A 16,947-nucleotide genomic window follows, 5' to 3' on the forward strand; every position below is an offset into this window, starting at 1 on the left:
CGTGCCACCGCTCGGATACCGCATCGCCGTCAGGTGAGGGCGTTCACGTGTGCGGCCAGCGTCGCCGCGGCGTCGCGCGCAGTCCCGATACAGGCCGGCACCCCGACCCCCCGGTAGCCGGAGCCTGCGACCGCGATCCCGGCAGGGAGCGAGGCCACGCCGGCCGCCATCGCCGCCAGATGTCCCGGGCGGTAGTGCGGGAGCCCCGTCGGCCACCGTTGTACTGCGGCTTCGACGACGTCGGGCGCAGCGAGGCCCGCCGCGCCGAACACGGTCCGGAGATCGGCGGTGGCCGCGGCCACCAGGTCGTCGTCGGTGTCGACGACGGGCTTGCCGAGCCGGCCGAACGACGCGCGGAGCACCGAACGTCCGCCCGCACCGGCGAGGTGCGGCCATTTACGGCTGCTGAACGTGATCGCCTTGATCGAGAGGTCTGCGGCGTCCGATGCGACGAGCACACCGGAATGCTGCGGGGTCTCGCCGTCCACCGCGAATGCGACGACAGCCGAACCCGCCGCGTCGACGCCGGAGAATGCGGCGCCCGCGTCGGGAGCCGCCGAGCCGAGCAGCGATCCCGCCGTCCACACGGGGACCGCGACGAGCACCGCGTCATATCCCGTCGCGTCATATCCCGTCGCGTCATATCCTGTCGCGCCGTATCCTGTCGCGCCGCTCCCTGTTAGCCCGTCCGCACCATCGTGGCCTGCGACGTCCAGGTCGTAGCGTGCACCGACGCGGTGCACACCGCGCACGACCGCACCGACGTGCAGGTCGGCTCGGGCCGCGTCGACGAGAGCATCCACCAGCATGCGGTATCCGCCGCGCAATGCGCCGAACACCGGGCCGGTCCCGGTCGGTCGGGACAGCACATCGCCGACGGCAGCGGTCAACGACGGGGCGCCCGCGTCGAGGGCGGCAGCGAGCGCCGGAATCGCCTCCCGCAGGCCGAGGTCACGAGCCCGCGCCGAGTACACGCCGCCCAGCATCGGGTCGACGGCTCGGGCCACGACGACCTCGCCGAACCGATCCGCGACGAGATCGCCGACCGCGACGTCCGCTCCGGGCGTCCACTCCAGCGGTCGATCCTCCTCGGATGCGACGATGCGTCGCTGCGCGTCGTCGACGAGACCACCGAGCGCGGCGGGAGTCGCGGGGATCCCCATCAACGCGGGCGACGGAAGGTGGTGGAGGGCTCCCCCCGACCACACGGCGGGGCGTAGCGCGCCCGGTGCGACGATGTCGCCGCCGAGCCCGAGTTCGATCACCAGGTCGCGGGCTTCGGGACGTCGGACGATGAACGCTTCCGCCCCGACGTCCAGGGACCGCCCGCCGACCGTCGCCGACGCGAGGATGCCGCCGGGCGCCTCATCGGCGCAGAAGACGTCGATTCGGGTCTCGTCGCCGAGCAGGCGACGCAGGTCGTAGGCGCCGGTCAGTCCGGAGACACCGGCGCCGACGACCGCGACCCGCACGGTCACAGCGAGTGGACGAGCTCGACGGCGTGCGTGACGGCGTCCGCCTCGGTGTTCGGCAGGACGCCGTGCCCGAGGTTCACGATGTGTCCCGGCGTGCCCGCGGCGATCGCGCGTTCGCCTTCGGCGACGATGCGGGACAGCTCGCCGCGGACCACCTCACGCCCGGCGAGCAGCGCCGTCGGGTCCAGGTTGCCCTGGATCGCGACGTCGCGACCCACACGCTGCGCGGCGAGGTCCAACGGGGTCCGCCAGTCGACGCCGATCACGTCGGTGCCGACGCGTGTCATCGCGTTCAAGATCTCCCCGGTGCCGACGCCGAAGTGGATGCGCGGCACCCCGTACTTCTCGATCTCGGCCATCACCCGCGACGAGTGCGGCGCCACGAACGCTTCGTATGCGGCCTCCGACAGGGTGCCCGCCCACGAGTCGAACAGTTGGACGGCATCGACGCCCGCATCGATCTGTGCCTGCAGGAACGCGATCGTGAGATCGGCGAGCCGACCCATCAGCGTGTGCCACAGGTCGGGATCGCCGAGCATGATCCGCTTCGTGTTCTCGTAGGTGCGGCTCGGGCCGCCCTCAATGAGGTACGACGCGAGAGTGAACGGCGCGCCCGCGAAACCGATGAGTGAGACCGTCGGCGGCAGTTCCTTCAGGAGGAGGCCGATCGCCGCGGTCACCGCGCCGACCGCTTCCGGCTCCAGTCGCGGCAGGGCTGCGACGTCAGCGGCCGTGCGGATCGGCGACGCGATGACCGGGCCGGTGCCGGGAACGATGTCCAGGTCGACGCCCGCAGCCTTCAACGGCACCACGATGTCGGAGAACAAGATCGCCGCATCGGTGTCGTGCCTGCGGACCGGCTGCATGGTGATCTCGCAGACGAGTTCGGCGTCGAAGCACGATTCGAGCATTCCGCGATCGACGCGGATCGCCCGGTATTCGGGGAGGGAACGGCCCGCCTGCCGCATGAACCACACGGGTCGACGGGACGGGGTCTTGCCTGTGGCGGCGGCGATCAGCGGCATTTCGGTCGAGATTCGACGGGCACGCACCGTAGTCATGTCTTCACTGTGCCATCTGATGCCCGGTACGCCCGCTCACACCCCATAATTCCGGCGCGCCTCCGCCACCCGGGTCGACACGCGGCCTACCCTGACGGCCGTGACCACTTCTGGAGCCCCGACGGAACCGACCGAGTTCCGCGACGCCGTGCAGTCGCTGCACGCTGCGACGGTGCGGTCGGAGATCGAAGTCGGTTCGATCCGTCCCCCGCAGCGTCTCGCGCCCTACAGCTACGCGCTCGGTGTCGAAGTCCGTCCGCCGGACGACACTGATCCCAACCAGGTGCCGACCGATTCGGCAGGCAGCTCTTTCGGTCGTCTCGTCCTCCTCTATGACCCGGATGGACAGGATGCGTGGAACGGCACGTTCCGCCTCGTCGCGTTCATTCAGGCCGAGGTCGAGGCCGCACTGGCCGCCGATCCGCTGCTGCCACAGGTCGCGTGGAGTTGGCTGGCCGAAGCCCTCGGCGTCCCCGCGGACGACACCGAGTCGACGCCGCCGTTCGGCAGCGACGAGCCGGTGGTCCGGGCACTCGGCGGAACCGTGACCGCGACGACCTCGGTGCGGTACGGCGACATCGCAGGCCCGCCGCAGTCGCATCAGCTGGAGTTGCGTGCGTCGTGGACCGCGACCGGCGCTGACCTCTCGGTGCACCTGGAAGCGTTCTGCGAGGTGCTGGCCTCGGTCGCCGGGTTGCCGCCCGCGGGCGTCTCGTCGCTCGGCGCGGTCTGAGGCGTTCGGTGAGCGATACCGACACCGACCAGGAGCCGGAGACGCCGGTCGTTCCGTTGACCGCGCCGCGCGAAGGTGTCCCCTCGGTCGTGTCGACACCCGACGAGTTCGCGTCGGTCGCCGCACGTCTGGCCGCGGGCACCGGACCGATCTCCGTCGACACCGAGCGCGCGAGCGGATTCAAATACTCCCAACGGGCCTACCTCGTCCAACTGCGCCGGACCGGGTCGGGCAGCTTCCTACTCGACCCGATCCCCCACCCTGAGGCGTTGACACCGATCATCGACGTGATGACGGGGCCGCAGTGGATCCTGCACGCGGCCGATCAAGACCTGCCGTGTCTCCGCGAACTCGGATTCGTGTGCGAGAACCTGTTCGACACCGAGCTGGCCGGCCGTCTCCTGAACGTCCCGAAGGTCAATCTGGCGGCGATGGTCGCCGAGTTCCTGCATCTCGGGCTCGCCAAAGGGCACGGAGCCGCCGACTGGTCGCGGCGCCCGCTGCCCGACGACTGGTTGAACTACGCGGCGCTCGACGTGGAAGTCCTCGTCGAACTGCGCGACGCGGTCAGCGCGTCCCTGCGTGAGACCGGTCGCGACCAGTGGGCGCTCGAAGAGTTCGCCGCCGTGCTCGCCCGCCCGCCTGCCGAACCCAAGACCGACCGGTGGCGGCGCACATCCGGCATCCACGGCCTCAAGGCTGCCCGCCAGTTGGCGACCGTCCGCGAACTCTGGTCGGCCCGCGAGGAGATCGCTCGACGACGCGACATCGCCCCCGGCCGGATCCTCCCGGACTCGGCGATCGTGCACGCGGCGACGACCAGCCCGAAGAGCGTGGCCGACCTCACCGCACTGCCGGTGTTCGGCGGCCCGCGCCAACGCCGACAGGCGAGCACCTGGATGGCCGCGATCGATCGCGCGCGGACTCTGCCGGAGGCCGAACTGCCGCCGAAGAAGTCACCGCAGACAGGTGTGCCGCCGATCAATCGGTGGGAACCGAAGCACCCGGTGGCGGCGGCTCGCGCGCACGCGGTGCGCCCGGCGGTCAAAGAGCTCGCCGAGTCGATCGGTGTGCCTGCCGAGAATCTGCTCGCACCGTCGGTGGTCCGCGACTTCTGCTGGTTCGGGCTCACCGACGGCGTCGACGTCGCAACGCGACTCACCGAACTCGGCGCCCGCCCCTGGCAGGTGGGGTTGGCCGCCGAGGCGATCGAGCAGGCGCTGGCGAGCACGGCGAGCTAACCCGCCTCATCAGCCCGCCGCGTGCCTCACGTCAGATCTTTGACGATCGACTCGGCGAGATCGGTCGCGGTCAGCCCGACGTCGTTTAGGATCTGATCGCGCGTCGAGTGCGCGATGAACTCCTGTGGGACGCCCCGCTGACGGACCGGCGTCGACACGCCTGCGTCGGCCAGCGCTCGGGCGACGGCTCCGCCGACGCCGCCTTGCACGCCGCCGTCCTCGAGCGTCACCACCAGTCGATGGTCGCGCGCGAGGACCGCGATCGATCCGGGCACCGGAAGCACCCACCGCGGGTCGACGACGGTCGCTGTCACCGAGTGCGACGACAGGTTGTCGGCGACGTCGAGGGCCAACTGCGCGAACGCGCCGACACCGACGATGAGGACGTCGGCCCCGTTGTCGCCGCCGTCCGCGAGGACGTCGACGCCGTCCGACGTCCGACGTAGCGCCGGAATGTCGTCGGGCACTCCGCCTTTGGAGTATCGGACCGCGGTCGGGCCGTCGGCGACGTCGAGGGCCTCGGCGAGCTCTTCACGCACGCGGATCTCGTCGCGCGGCGCTGCCACCCGCATGCCCGGCACCAACGACATCAGCGACAGATCCCACATCCCGTGGTGGCTCGGACCGTCCGGACCGGTGACGCCGGACCGGTCGAGGACCAGGGTCACCGGCAGCTTCAACAGCGCGACGTCCATCAGCAACTGGTCGAACGCGCGATTGAGGAACGTCGCATAGATCGCGAGGACCGGGTGCATGCCGCCCAGCGCGAGACCGGCCGCCGACGTCATGCCGTGCTGCTCGGCGATCCCGACGTCGAACATGCGGTCCGGAAACCGTTCGCCGAACGGAACGAGTCCGGTGGGCCCGGGCATCGCGGCGGTGATCGCCACGACTTCCGGGCGACGCTCCCCTTCCTCGACGAGCGCGTCGGAGAACACCGACGTCCAGTCCTTCACGGCGACCGACGTGGCTTTGCCGGTGGCCGGATCCATCTTGCTGGTCGAATGCATCTGCTCGGCCTCGTCGGCTTCGGCGGGCGCGTACCCCATGCCCTTGCGGGTCACCGCGTGCACGATCACCGGGCCGCCGAACGCCTTCGCGCGACGCAGCGCCGCTTCCAGCGCCTCCAGATCGTGCCCGTCGACGGGGCCGACGTACTTGAGTCCGAGGTCGGCGAACATCGCCTGCGGCGACACCAGATCCTTCACACCGCTCTTCATGCCGTGCAGGACGGCGTACGCGGCGTCGCCGACGACGGGGAGCCCGCGGAGCTTGCGTCGACCCGCGGCGAGGACTCGTTCGTAGCCGGGTTGGAGTCGGAGCGCGGACAGGTTCTTCGCGAGCCCGCCGATGGTCGGCGCATACGACCGCCCGTTGTCGTTGACGACGATCACAACGGGACGGTCGCCGTCGGCGATGTTGTTGAGCGCCTCCCAACACATGCCGCCGGTCAGCGCACCGTCGCCGACGACTGCGACGACGGTCCGCTCGCGTTCGACGGCCGACAGATGCCCTGGCGTCTTCGCCGCCAGCTCGAACGCCTTCGCCAGTCCGTCGGCGTTCGACAATGCCGCAGACGCGTGCGACGACTCGATCCAGTCGTGCGGACTCTCGGTGCGATCCTGGTAGCCGGTGAGGCCACCGCGCTGACGCAGCGTGTCGAACCCGCCCTTGCGTCCGGTGACGATCTTGTGCACATAGCACTGGTGCCCGGTGTCGAACAGGATCGGGTCGATCGGGGACTCGAACACGCGGTGGATCGCGAGCGTCAACTCGACGACGCCGAGGTTCGGTCCGAGGTGACCTCCGGTCGCCGCGACCTTCTCGATCAGGAAGCCGCGGATCTCGGACGCCAGCTGCTCGAGTTCCGCCGACGAGCACGCCCGCACATCAGCCGGTGAATCCACTCGATCCAGCACTCCCATGTGCGGTCCCTCCTCAAGAAACGGTGATCTGGACCAGTCTACGGATTCGACGCCACACTACTGAGTCAGCACCGCCATGCCCTCGACATGATGGGTCATCGGGAACGCGGCGAACCCCTGCCAGGCGCGCACCCGATAGCCCTGCGCCGCGAATCTGCCGAGGTCGCGGGCGAACGCCGCAGCATCGCATCCGACGTGCACCACGGCCGACGGCGATGCCGCGACGATGGCGTCGACGACGTCGGCTCCGGCGCCCGACCGCGGCGGATCGGATACGACGACGTCGGGGTGGGCGAGGTCGGCGATCGTCGCCGCGACCTGTCCGCGGTGGGTGACGGCCGGCTCGTCGGCGAGGACGCGGTCGGCTGCCGCGAGCGCACCCGGATCGGTGTCCACGATGTCGCTGCCCGTCACCGTGAATCCGCCGTCGGCGTCGCACAGCGCCGCGGTGAACACGCCCGCGCCGCCGTACAGATCCCAGAGGTGCACGTCGCCGGTGACGCCGACCGTCTCGAGCAAGTCGACGGCCGTCGCCGAGTAGACGTCGGGCGCGTTGCGGTGCGCCTGCCAGAAGCCGGTCACCGGAATCGACCAGGTCCGCTTCCCCACCGTGTACTCGACGTGCGGACGGCCTTCGACGGTGCGGACCGTCCGCGGCGCGCTGCGCGCCGATCGAGCGCGCTGGGCGCGTCCTCGCCGATCCTTGCCTCGACCGCCTGCCTGCGTGGGCGCCGCGAGTTCGGCGATGTGGCGCCGACCGTCGCTGCCGACCGCCAGCACCAGTTCGGTCCCCGCCGCACCGCCCAACTCGGCGACGCCGTCGAGCAGCCCCGCCACGGGTGCCGCGCACGGCACCGTCACCAGTTCGGCGGACTTGCGCCCGCGCAGGCCGACCGTCCCGTCGGCCGCGACTGCGAGGCGCGTCCGCACCCGCCACCCGGTGACCTCATCGCCGAGCGCGGCGACCGTCGGCGCTTCCAAACCGTCCGAGGAGAATCTGCCGATGCGTGTCAGCACGTCGCCCAATGCGACGGCTCCGAGTTCGCGCGCGTAGTCGGCGTCGACGAACGACAGGTCGCAGCAGCCAGCGCCTGCGGCGGCCGCACGGCACTGCTCGTCCACCCGGTGCTCACTGGCGTCGAGGACCTCGACGACTGCAGCCCGCGCGAACGACGCCTTGCTGTCGTCGACGATGCGGGCGCGTACCCGTTCGCCGGGCAACGCTCCAGTGACGAAGACGACGCGTCCGTCGTGCCGGGCGACGCCGGCCCCGCCGTTCGCGTATCCGGTGACGTCGAGATCGAGATCGAGATCGGCCATAGGACTACTGATCCTCCGAAGTGAAACCGCGTCGCACGTCGCCGGGCGCCACGTACTGGGTCTGCATCCGCCTGCCTCGGCTCTCCGAGGACGTCAACTGCCACGGCACGGACGTGACCATGACGCCGGGTTCGAACAGCAGCCGCGTCTTGAGTCGCAGCGCCGACTGGTTGTGCAGGATCTGCTCCCACCAGTGACCGACAACGTACTCCGGGATGAATACGGTGACGACGTCGCGCGGCGATTCCCGTCGCAGTCGGCGCACATACGTGATGATCGGCCGGGTGATCTCGCGGTACGGCGACGCGACCACCTTCAACGGCATGGTGATGTCGCTGGCCTCCCATTCGGCGACGAGCTTGCGTGTGTTGCGGTCGTCGACGTTGACGGTGACGGCCTCCAAGACGTCGGGCCGGGTGGCGCGGGCGTAGCGCAGTGCACGGCGCGTCGGCAGGTGCAGCGACGAGACCAAGACGATCGAATGCGTTCGACTCGGCAGGACCGCATCGTCGCCGTCGCCGTCGTCGGCGTACTCGATCTCCCGCTCGACGGACGAGTAGTGCCGGTGGATGAGCTTCATCAGCACGAAGAGCACCATCATCGCGAGCACCGCCATCCACGCTCCCGCGGTGAACTTCGTGACGAGAACGATCACCAGGACGGTGCCGGTCATCAGCATTCCGATCGCGTTGATGATCCGCGCCCGGATCATCCGCATGCGCGCGTCCGGATCGCTCTCGGTCTTGAGGTGCCGCGTCCAGTGCCGCACCATGCCCGTCTGGCTGATCGTGAACGAGACGAACACGCCGACGATGTACAGCTGGATCAGCGAAGTCACTTCGGCGCCGAACGCGACGACGAATCCGACGGCGACCAGCGCGAGGAAGACGATGCCGTTGGAGAACGCGAGACGGTCGCCGCGTGTGTGCAGCTGGCGCGGCAGGTAGCGGTCCTGCGCGAGGACCGAACTGAGCACCGGGAAACCGTTGAACGCGGTGTTCGCGGCCAATATCAAGATGAGCGCGGTGACGACGGCGATCGCGTAGAAGCCCGGCGGGAATCCGTGGAACACCGCTTCGGCGATCTGCGCGATGATCGACTTCTGGTGGTAACCGTCGGGAACCCCCGACAGGTCTTTCGCCGGGTCGAGCACGTACTTGGCCCCGACCTCCTGCGCCAGCATCACGATGCCAAGCAGCAAGAAGATCGAGAACCCGCCGAGCATCAGGAGAGTCGACGCGGCGTTGCGCGACTTCGGTTTACGGAACGCCGGGACACCGTTGCTGATGGCTTCGACGCCGGTGAGCGCTGCGCAACCGGACGAGAACGAGCGAGCGATCAGGAACACCATGGCGAATCCGACGAGACCGTTGTTCTCGGCGATGATGCCGAAGCCGCTGGTCTCCGCCTCGACCGTGTCGCCGAGCACGAAGATCTGGACGAAGCCCCAGATGAGCATGGCGGCAACGCCGATGATGAACCCGTAGGTCGGGATCGCCAGGATCGAGCCCGACTCCTTGACTCCACGCAGATTGACGGCGGCGATCACCGCGATCGCCGCCACACAGAACCACACCTTGTGCTCGTGGACGAACGGGAGGGCCGAACCGATGTTCTCCGCCGCCGAGGTGATCGACACCGCGACCGTGAGCACGTAGTCGACGAGCAGCGCCGCGGCGACAGTCAGCCCGGCGTTCGGCCCCAGATTGACCGTCGCGACCTCGTAGTCGCCACCGCCGGACGGGTACGCGTGAACGTTCTGCCGATAGCTGGCGACGACCACCACCATGACGACCGCCACCGCCAGCGCCACCCACGGCGCGAACGTGAACGCGCTGATCCCGGCCACCGACAGCACCAGGAAGATCTCCTGCGGCGCATAGGCGACCGACGACACCGCGTCTGACGCGAACACCGGCAGCGCGATCCGCTTGGGCAGCAACGTATGGCCGAGGCGATCGCTGCGGAACGGTCGGCCGAGCAGCAGTCGCTTCGCTGCCACCGACACCTTCGTCATCGTGGACACGGAGCAACACTAGGTCATTTCCTGAAAGGTGGGCCATTTCCCAGACGCTTTCTGTGGCACTTGTCGGGGACGCCCTTCTCCCAGCCGACCGAACCGGCTGCGCCGCACGCCGAGGATGGTGCGTTTACGCCCGCCGGGAAGTATCGTCTCCCAGCGTGCGAGTGATCATCATGGGCTGCGGCCGAGTCGGATCATCCCTGGCCTTGGCCATGTCCGACCGGGGGCACGACGTCGTCGTCATCGACCGGAATCCCGATGCCTTCCGGCGTCTGGGTGAACGGTTCACCGGGCGGAGGGTCACCGGCGTCGGATTCGACCAGGACGTCCTGACTGAGGCCGGCATCGACTCGTGCGACTCGTTCGCAGCGGTGTCCTCGGGTGACAACTCGAACATCATCTCCGCGCGCGTCGCGCGCGAGACGTTCGGCGTCGAACGTGTCGTCGCCCGAATCTACGACGCGAAGCGCGCGGCCGTGTTCGAACGTCTGGGCATCCCGACGGTCGCGACCGTGCCGTGGGCCACCGAGCGTTTCGTGGCCGCTCTCGGTGAGACGTTCACCACGCCCGTCTGGCACGATCCGTCGGGCTCGCTGGTGATGGCGGTCACCGAGGTGCACGAGTCGTGGATCGGTGTCGACGCGCAGCGATTCCAGGAGCACACCGGCGCCCGGATCGCGTTCATCCACCGACTCGGCAGGCCGATCCTCCCGGAGCAGCGCACCGTGATCCAGCAGGACGACGAACTGTACGTCGCCGCCCTGTCCGCGAACGTCGACCACGCGCGAGCCGTCGCAGCCGCCGAATTCCAGGAGTGAGCCTGCCGTGAAAGTCGCCATCGCCGGAGCAGGAGCCGTCGGACGCGCCATCGCTCGCGAACTGTTGCAGAACGAGCACGATGTGACGCTGATCGAGCGGGACCGGACCCACATCGACGTCGAGGCCGTCAGTGGGGCCACCTGGCTCCACGCGGACGCCTGCGAGCTCGACGACCTCGAACGCGCCGAACTGCAGACGTTCGACGTGATGGTCGCCGCCACCGGCGACGACAAGGCCAATCTGGTCGTCAGCCTCCTCGCAACAACCGAGTTCGCGGTCAACCGTGTCGTCGCCCGAGTGAACGATCCACGCAACGAATGGCTGTTCAACGACGACTGGGGCGTCGACGTCGCCGTCTCGACTCCCCGAATGCTCGCCTCACTCGTCGAGGAGGCCGTCTCCGTCGGAGATCTGGTGCGCCTCATGACGTTCCGTCAGGGACAGGCGAACCTCGTCGAGCTCACGCTCCCCGACGACACACCGCTGGCGGGTAAGGCCGTACGCAGACTGCAGTTGCCGCGCGATGTGGCGTTGGTCGCGATCATCCGCGGCAAACGCGTCATCGTCCCCGAGCCCGACGATCCCCTCGAGGGCGGCGACGAACTCGTGTTCATCGCACCGGAGGAAGCCGAGCGGGAACTGCACTCCGCCATGAAGGTCCCCGTGTAGGTCGCGCCCCGGGGCGGCTCGACCCACCGGGACACGGGACTTTCGTCCCTGCCTGCGCCGTCCTACGTCCCGACCTCGTTCCGCGAGACGAGACGTCTACCACGATGCGTAGTAGATGCTGTCGGAGAGTGGTCAGATCGGTGACAGGTGGCGTTCGCGCGCCGCCTGACCCCGTTCAGCACCTGTGAGGAGCACTCCGACATGATCTCGACCGACGCACGCACCATGATCGAGGCGACCCTGCCCGTCGTCGCCGCACACATCGAAGAGATCACCGCGAACTTCTACCCGCGGATGTTCGCCGAACATCCCGAACTGCTGTCGGATCTGTTCAACCGAACCAACCAGAAATCCGGATCGCAGTCGACGGTGCTCGCCGGGTCGATCGCCGCGTTCGCCACCCTTCAGCTCGATTACGATGCCGCGGCGCAACGCGGGATCATCGAACGGATCTCACATAAGCACGCGTCTCTCGGCATCATCGCCGACCAGTACCCGATCGTCCACAAGCATCTGTTCGCGGCTATCGTCGAGGTTCTCGGCGATGCGGTGACGCCGGAGGTCGCGGCCGCATGGGACGAGCTCTACTGGGAGATGGCGAATGTCCTCATCGGCCGCGAGAACGAGCTGTACGCGCAGGCCGGTGTCGCCGCCGGACAGGTGTGGCGGACGGTGCGGATCGTCGAACGCGACCAGGTGTCGCCGGACGCCGTCTCGTTCACCCTCGCCTCGGTCGACGGTGATCCGCTCCCCGGCTTCGTCCCCGGCCAGTACGTCTCGGTGCAGGTGCCGCTCGAGGACGGCGCCAACCAGATCCGCCAGTACAGCCTCACCGGTCGTGTCGGCGACCCGACGTGGCGCTTCAGCGTGAAACTCGACGGCGAGGTCTCGACCTGGCTGCACGAGCACGCGTTCGACGGAGACGACCTGTCGGTCAGCACGCCGTTCGGCGATCTGACGCTCCCCGACGACGGCGGCCCACTGCTGTTGGCGTCCGCGGGCATCGGGTGCACCCCGATGATCGGCTTGCTCCACCACCTCGTCGCGACCGGAGACACTCGGCCGGTCCAGGTGATGCACGCTGACCGTTCCCGCGCCCGTCAGCCGCACCGCGGCGAGCTCGGCAGGCTGGTGGCGCAACTGCCGGGGGCTACCCTGTACCAGTGGTATGAGCACGGCGTCAGCGCCGAGCCCACCACGCGCATTGGCCTGATCGATCTCGCCGACGTCCCGGTCGACCCGTCCTCGACCGCGCTCGTCTGCGGGCCGACCGGATTCATGTCGTCGGTCCGTGACGCTCTGGTGGACCGGTCGCTGTCGGCCGAGCGCATCCAGTTCGAAGCCTTCGGAGGTACCCGGTGACAGCAAGCCTGGCCGCGAGCCACGCCCTCGCACTCGCACTCACATTCATCTGGCTCGGCATGGTCGCGGCGATCTCGTTCATCGAGGCCCCGCTGAAGTTCCAGGCCCCCGGCATCACGATCCCGCTCGGCCTAGGCATCGGCAGGCTCGTGTTCCGCGCGTTGAACACCGTCGAAGCCGTGTGGGCCGTCGCGATCGTTGTGGCGCTGGTCGTCGGCAGCTGTTGGCCGACGACGGCGCTCGTCGCGGTCGGCGTGGCGGTGGCCGCCCTGGTGGTGCAGATCGTCGCAATCCGGCCGGTCCTGTCGCGTCGCACCGACGCGGTACTCGCCGCTCCGGACGATCTGCCCGAGCACCGGAGCCACGCTCATCTCTGGTACGTGGCGTTCGACCTGATCAAGGTCGCGTCACTGATCACGCTGGGAACCAGCCTCATCCTCGCCTGATCCGCGCCCGATTCAGCCACGACCGCCTGCCACCCGAACCCGCTCGGGTGGTCGGCGGGGCGTCGGTCGGCAGCATCAACAGTCGGGAGGGTCAACAATCGGGAGGGTTAACAGTCGGCAGGGTCGACAGTCTGCAGGGTCAACAATCTGCAGGGTTGACAGTCGGCAGGGCCAGCCAGGTCAACGGCGTCACTCGTCGACGGCGTGCAGCTCGTATTCGGGGTTGTAGACGACCTTCATACCGTCGGCGTGGGCGACTCGACCACGCACCGTCAGACGACGGCCCGGTTCGATACCGGGGATCCGGTTGCGACCCATCCACTTGAGCAGGACCGTGTCGGTCCCGTCGAAGAACTCGGCGCGGACACCCGAGTGGGTGTTGCGTGAGCACGTCTCGACCGATCGGAGCTCGCCGATCATCACGGCTTCGTCTCCTCGGCTGCAGTCGCTCGCGCGTTGCGCGCCCGTCGCCCGCTCGACGTTCGCCGCTTCGGACTCACGCTGTACTCGCTCGTCCTCGACGTTCTCGAGATCCTCGGTGAGCATCTTGCCCAACCGCTTGAGCAGACCTGTGTTCGCCATCCCCATCCTCCGGGCATCGCTGTAGTGACTCGCTTCCGAGCCTCACCCTACTCTCCGTGCACCATGGTCGTATGACCACCGTGATCGTGATGCCGGGCACCGGCTCAGACGCCGACTTCGCCGCCCGGGTGTTCGGGTCCTCCGTGCGCGACGCAGGCGCGTCGCTGGAATGCCTGGAACCCGAACCAAACCTCGTCGGCAGCTACCTGACCAGGATCGATGCCATCGCCGACCGTGGCGATCGGGTGATCGTCGGCGGCGTGTCGATCGGTGCCGCGATAGCCCTGGCGTGGGCGTGCGATCCGGCTCGGTCGGCGCTATGCGACGGCGTCCTCGCCGCCCTCCCGCCGTGGACCGGGCGGCCCGACGGATCGGTGGCCGCGCAATCGGCTCAGATCACCGCCGACAGTATCGACCGGGACGGGCTCGACGCGACAGTGGCGGCGATGGCCGCGTCGAGCCCGGCGTGGCTTGGAACCGAACTCGCTCGGTCGTGGCGGGCGCTGTACCCGCGGGGGCTCGTCACACAGTTGCGGGCAGCCGCGACCTATGTCGCGCCCACACTCGACGACATCGCGCGCCTTCCGGTGCCACTCGGCGTAGCCGTCGCCCCCGACGATCCGCTGCATCCGGCCGTCGTCGGCCGCTCGTGGGCCGATGCGGCGCCGCGATCAGCTGTCGCCGACACCCCGCTCACCGAGTTCGGCCCGGACGAGCGGCTCCTCGGCGACGCCTGCTGGGCGGCGCTCGCCTCGGCCGGACGGCGCTAGTGTCGCGTGTCGCTCTGAGCGTCCGCCACTGGGTTCAGCGGCGGAACACTCAGCGGCGGAACACTCAGCGGCTGCGCCTGCGACGCAGCCGGGACAGCGCGGACCCTTGCGACGGGGCCTGCGGGGGCTCCTGCTCGTCGACGACCGGCTCGTCGACGATCGGCTCCGGCCCTGCCGCGTCCGGGTCGAGTGCCTCGTCGAGAACGTCTGGTGCTTCGCTGAAGACCGTCGCGCTCGCACTCTGTGCCACCGCGCCGCCGGGATGCACGTCCTGGGCGCTCTCGGTGCCCGAGCCCCCGGCCGACGCCGACGGTGCGTCGGTCAACAGCTGGGACGTCGGTGCCGCGGCCTCCTCTTCCGTCGCCCGTTGACGCTGCGCGGCAGCGACCTGCTCGGAGAGAACCGGCGGCAGCACGATCGGCAACACCTCACGCGGCGGGTACGGCTGGTCGCCTCGTCGGACGACCGTTTCGGCGAGGACTGCGCGCGCCAACTGACCGAGTTGTTCCCCGGCCTCCTCCGGGCCGCTGGCCATGCAACGGACCATCCAGCGCGGGCCGTCGACGCCGATGAACCGATGCATCCCACCGGGCACCCGGGCGACGATCTCTCGGCCCCAGTGGCCGTCCTCGATGGACGTCGTCGCGCCGTCGGACCGCAGCGATTCGGCGAGTTCACGGACCACTTCGCGCCAGAGGCCGCCGCTACGCGGAGCCGCGAACGCGTGGATCCCGATCCGACCGACGGGCGTCACGAGGTAGACAGCCTCCGGATCGTGGTCGGCCGACATCTCGACGGTCACCTGGCCGCCTTCGACGACCGGCATCAGCACCGACCCGAGGTCCAGGTGTGAGTTCGCCAGCTCATCCGGCGAGTTCGCCAGGTCGTCGATGTCGTACGGGCCGTCAGCCTCACCGATCTGCTTCTTGTCACTCATCCCTCACGCCTTCCCGTCCGAAAGGATCGCGTGGCCGCCGCTGGATCCGTATCCGCCTGCGCCGCGCACGGTGTCATCGAGTTCATCGACTTCGACGACCGCAGGCAACTCGACACGCTGGACGAGCAGTTGAGCGATCCGATCGCCGCGCGCGATGGTGATCGGCGTGTCGAGGTCGTGATTGATCAGACAGACTTTGATCTCGCCGCGATACCCCGCGTCGATGGTTCCAGGAGTGTTCACGATCGACAGCCCCGCGCGGGCGGCGAGGCCCGAACGCGGGTGGATCAGCCCCACGGTGCCGACCGGCAGCGCAATCGCGACGCCGGTGCCGACGAGTTGACGTCGACCGGGCGCCAACTCGAGGTCGGTCGCCGCGTACAGGTCGATGCCCGCGTCGTCTGCGTGGGCTCGGACCGGGAGCGGAAGACCTGAGTCGAGTCGTTTGATGCGCAGCGGCGGGTACGCCTCTGGCGGGTTCATTCCTGGGGTCTGCCCTGGCGTCTGCTCTGGGGTCTGCATGGTCACCCCCGCACAGTACTAGCCGACCGTCCGACTAACCTGGGCTGCGTGACCGAATCTGCCACGACCGGCTCCGCACACGGACATAGATACACCGAGCGACTCACTACCCCCTGGTGGTGGTGGATCGCCGGAGCCGTGCTGGCGGTGGTGATCGGCGTCGAAGTTCAGATGGCCGGCTACTACCAGGCGTGGACGTGGGCGGTGTATCCGATCCTCGTCGTGCTGTTCGGGTGGGGCCTGTGGTCCATGGGCCGCACCCAGGTGGTGGTGGACGCCGACGGTTCCCTGCAGGCGCACAAGGCGATGCTTCCTCGCGAGGTGATCGCCCGCGGCACCGCCATCGCGCCGTCCGCCAAGAGCGCGGCGATGGGCCGCCAGCTCGACCCGGCCGCGTACTTGATGCATCGGTCCTGGATCAAGTCCATGGTCCTGCTGGTCCTTGAGGACCCGGACGACCCGACGCCGTACTGGCTCATCTCCACACGCCATCCCGACCGGATCCTCGCGGCCCTGAAAATGACGGACGCCGCACAGGACTGAGTCCCGTACGGCGTTCATCGCGGTGCGCCCAATCGACCTTCTATACCCGGTCGACCTTCTATGCCCAGTCGACTCTTAAGCCCAGTCGACCGTTAAGCGCAGTCGACACAGATCAATTCGTTGCCGTTCTGTTCTGCCAGACGGTTGCGGTGGTACACGAGGAAGCAGCTCGTGCACGTGAACTCGTCGTCCTGTTTGGGGACGACGCGCACCGAGAGCTCTTCGCCCGAGAGGTCCGCACCGGGCAGTTCGAACGACTCCGCGGTGTCGCCTTCGTCGACATCGACATCGCCCGACTGCGCCTCGTTCCGGCGCGCCTTCAATTCTTCGAGCGAATCCTCGGCGAGATCGTCGTCGTTGGTCCGTCGCGGCGCGTCGTAGTCAGTTGCCATTATCTGCCTGCCTGAGTCTTTGTCGTATTGCTGGTGTCCGGTCGTTCATCGCTGAACTGACCTGGTTTATTCCCGGTAGGCCAATCTCGCTGGGGCGACGCGCTTATGGCCCGCCACACCATCTCAA

At 68.7% G+C, this 16,947-nt stretch carries 17 protein-coding genes; 8 read left to right on the plus strand and 9 right to left on the minus strand.

The window, feature by feature from the left end; translation table 11 throughout:
* Positions 1–29: 29 nt before the first annotated feature.
* Positions 30–1,478 carry an FAD-dependent oxidoreductase gene (locus L5G28_RS11475; RefSeq protein ID WP_237001666.1) on the minus strand — a complete coding sequence of 483 codons (1,449 nt, stop codon included), beginning with the start codon at positions 1,476–1,478 and terminating at the stop codon, positions 30–32.
* Positions 1,475–2,500, minus strand: coding sequence for a uroporphyrinogen decarboxylase (hemE, locus tag L5G28_RS11480; RefSeq protein WP_237001928.1), 1,026 nt, complete (start codon positions 2,498–2,500; stop codon positions 1,475–1,477). Before hemE ends, L5G28_RS11475 begins: the two co-directional genes overlap by 4 nt.
* Before the next feature lie 136 nt (positions 2,501–2,636).
* On the opposite strand from hemE, the gene L5G28_RS11485 reads away from it, so the two are divergent.
* Positions 2,637–3,269 carry a DUF3000 domain-containing protein gene (locus tag L5G28_RS11485; protein ID WP_237001667.1) on the plus strand — a complete coding sequence of 211 codons (633 nt, stop codon included), beginning with the start codon at positions 2,637–2,639 and terminating at the stop codon, positions 3,267–3,269.
* Complete coding sequence (locus L5G28_RS11490; protein ID WP_372477224.1) at positions 3,266–4,510, plus strand: HRDC domain-containing protein; 1,245 nt, start codon at positions 3,266–3,268, stop codon at positions 4,508–4,510. Before L5G28_RS11485 ends, L5G28_RS11490 begins: the two co-directional genes overlap by 4 nt.
* 26 nt (positions 4,511–4,536) lie before the next feature.
* Here the strand turns inward: L5G28_RS11490 and dxs are convergent, their stop codons facing one another.
* From dxs to L5G28_RS11505, 3 genes are read right to left on the minus strand one after another with little or no spacing between them, the layout of a single operon-like run.
* Complete coding sequence (gene dxs / locus L5G28_RS11495) at positions 4,537–6,435, minus strand: 1-deoxy-D-xylulose-5-phosphate synthase (protein ID WP_237001669.1); 1,899 nt, start codon at positions 6,433–6,435, stop codon at positions 4,537–4,539.
* Positions 6,436–6,492: 57 nt separating this feature from the next.
* Positions 6,493–7,755 (minus strand): class I SAM-dependent RNA methyltransferase, encoded by a 1,263-nt coding sequence (locus tag L5G28_RS11500; RefSeq protein WP_237001670.1) that lies wholly within the window; start codon positions 7,753–7,755, stop codon positions 6,493–6,495.
* Between the two features lie 4 nt (positions 7,756–7,759).
* On the minus strand, positions 7,760–9,781 hold the full coding sequence (locus L5G28_RS11505; protein WP_237001671.1) for an APC family permease: 2,022 nt from the start codon (positions 9,779–9,781) through the stop codon (positions 7,760–7,762).
* Between the two features lie 155 nt (positions 9,782–9,936).
* Between L5G28_RS11505 and L5G28_RS11510 the strand changes: the two genes are divergently transcribed.
* The 4 genes from L5G28_RS11510 (at position 9,937) to L5G28_RS11525 (ending at position 13,074) form a co-directional block, all read left to right on the plus strand.
* Positions 9,937–10,596, plus strand: a complete 660-nt coding sequence (locus L5G28_RS11510; protein ID WP_237001672.1) for a potassium channel family protein — start codon at positions 9,937–9,939, stop codon at positions 10,594–10,596.
* Between the two features lie 7 nt (positions 10,597–10,603).
* On the plus strand, positions 10,604–11,266 hold the full coding sequence (locus tag L5G28_RS11515) for a potassium channel family protein (protein ID WP_236997313.1): 663 nt from the start codon (positions 10,604–10,606) through the stop codon (positions 11,264–11,266).
* Positions 11,267–11,467: 201 nt separating this feature from the next.
* Positions 11,468–12,628: a globin domain-containing protein gene (locus L5G28_RS11520; protein WP_237001673.1), complete on the plus strand. Its 1,161-nt coding sequence runs from the start codon at positions 11,468–11,470 to the stop codon at positions 12,626–12,628.
* A gap of 8 nt (positions 12,629–12,636) precedes the next feature.
* Positions 12,637–13,074 (plus strand): hypothetical protein, encoded by a 438-nt coding sequence (locus tag L5G28_RS11525; RefSeq protein WP_237001929.1) that lies wholly within the window; start codon positions 12,637–12,639, stop codon positions 13,072–13,074.
* A 189-nt stretch (positions 13,075–13,263) separates the two neighbouring features.
* Here the strand turns inward: L5G28_RS11525 and L5G28_RS11530 are convergent, their stop codons facing one another.
* Positions 13,264–13,656, minus strand: coding sequence for an OB-fold nucleic acid binding domain-containing protein (locus L5G28_RS11530; protein ID WP_236997315.1), 393 nt, complete (start codon positions 13,654–13,656; stop codon positions 13,264–13,266).
* Between the two features lie 71 nt (positions 13,657–13,727).
* Between L5G28_RS11530 and L5G28_RS11535 the strand changes: the two genes are divergently transcribed.
* A complete protein-coding gene (locus tag L5G28_RS11535; RefSeq protein ID WP_237001674.1) occupies positions 13,728–14,426 on the plus strand; it encodes an alpha/beta fold hydrolase in 699 nt (232 codons plus the stop codon).
* Positions 14,427–14,490: 64 nt separating this feature from the next.
* Here the strand turns inward: L5G28_RS11535 and L5G28_RS11540 are convergent, their stop codons facing one another.
* Positions 14,491–15,363, minus strand: coding sequence for a DUF3710 domain-containing protein (locus L5G28_RS11540; protein WP_237001675.1), 873 nt, complete (start codon positions 15,361–15,363; stop codon positions 14,491–14,493).
* Positions 15,364–15,366: 3 nt separating this feature from the next.
* Positions 15,367–15,846: a dUTP diphosphatase gene (dut, locus tag L5G28_RS11545; protein WP_237001930.1), complete on the minus strand. Its 480-nt coding sequence runs from the start codon at positions 15,844–15,846 to the stop codon at positions 15,367–15,369.
* 87 nt (positions 15,847–15,933) lie between these two features.
* Between dut and L5G28_RS11550 the strand changes: the two genes are divergently transcribed.
* Complete coding sequence (locus L5G28_RS11550) at positions 15,934–16,428, plus strand: DUF3093 domain-containing protein (protein ID WP_237001676.1); 495 nt, start codon at positions 15,934–15,936, stop codon at positions 16,426–16,428.
* A gap of 92 nt (positions 16,429–16,520) precedes the next feature.
* On the opposite strand, the gene L5G28_RS11555 is transcribed toward L5G28_RS11550, so the two are convergent.
* Positions 16,521–16,820, minus strand: coding sequence for a DUF4193 domain-containing protein (locus L5G28_RS11555; protein WP_183371164.1), 300 nt, complete (start codon positions 16,818–16,820; stop codon positions 16,521–16,523).
* Between the last annotated feature and the right edge of the window lie 127 nt (positions 16,821–16,947).

Source organism: Gordonia liuliyuniae (assembly GCF_021739025.1).
In the GTDB taxonomy this organism is placed as follows: Bacteria; Actinomycetota; Actinomycetes; order Mycobacteriales; family Mycobacteriaceae; genus Gordonia; species Gordonia liuliyuniae.

Excerpts from the sequence above, each read along its gene's own strand:
- hemE (WP_237001928.1), bottom strand. The coding sequence starts at position 2,500 with ATGCCGCTGATCGCCGCCGCCACAGGCAAGACCCCGTCCCGTCGACCC.
- dxs (WP_237001669.1), bottom strand. The coding sequence starts at position 6,435 with ATGGGAGTGCTGGATCGAGTGGATTCACCGGCTGATGTGCGGGCGTGC.
- L5G28_RS11500 (WP_237001670.1), bottom strand. The coding sequence starts at position 7,755 with ATGGCCGATCTCGATCTCGATCTCGACGTCACCGGATACGCGAACGGC.
- L5G28_RS11520 (WP_237001673.1), top strand. The coding sequence starts at position 11,468 with ATGATCTCGACCGACGCACGCACCATGATCGAGGCGACCCTGCCCGTC.
- L5G28_RS11530 (WP_236997315.1), bottom strand. The coding sequence starts at position 13,656 with ATGGCGAACACAGGTCTGCTCAAGCGGTTGGGCAAGATGCTCACCGAG.
- L5G28_RS11535 (WP_237001674.1), top strand. The coding sequence starts at position 13,728 with ATGACCACCGTGATCGTGATGCCGGGCACCGGCTCAGACGCCGACTTC.
- L5G28_RS11540 (WP_237001675.1), bottom strand. The coding sequence starts at position 15,363 with ATGAGTGACAAGAAGCAGATCGGTGAGGCTGACGGCCCGTACGACATC.
- dut (WP_237001930.1), bottom strand. The coding sequence starts at position 15,846 with ATGAACCCGCCAGAGGCGTACCCGCCGCTGCGCATCAAACGACTCGAC.
- L5G28_RS11555 (WP_183371164.1), bottom strand. The coding sequence starts at position 16,820 with ATGGCAACTGACTACGACGCGCCGCGACGGACCAACGACGACGATCTC.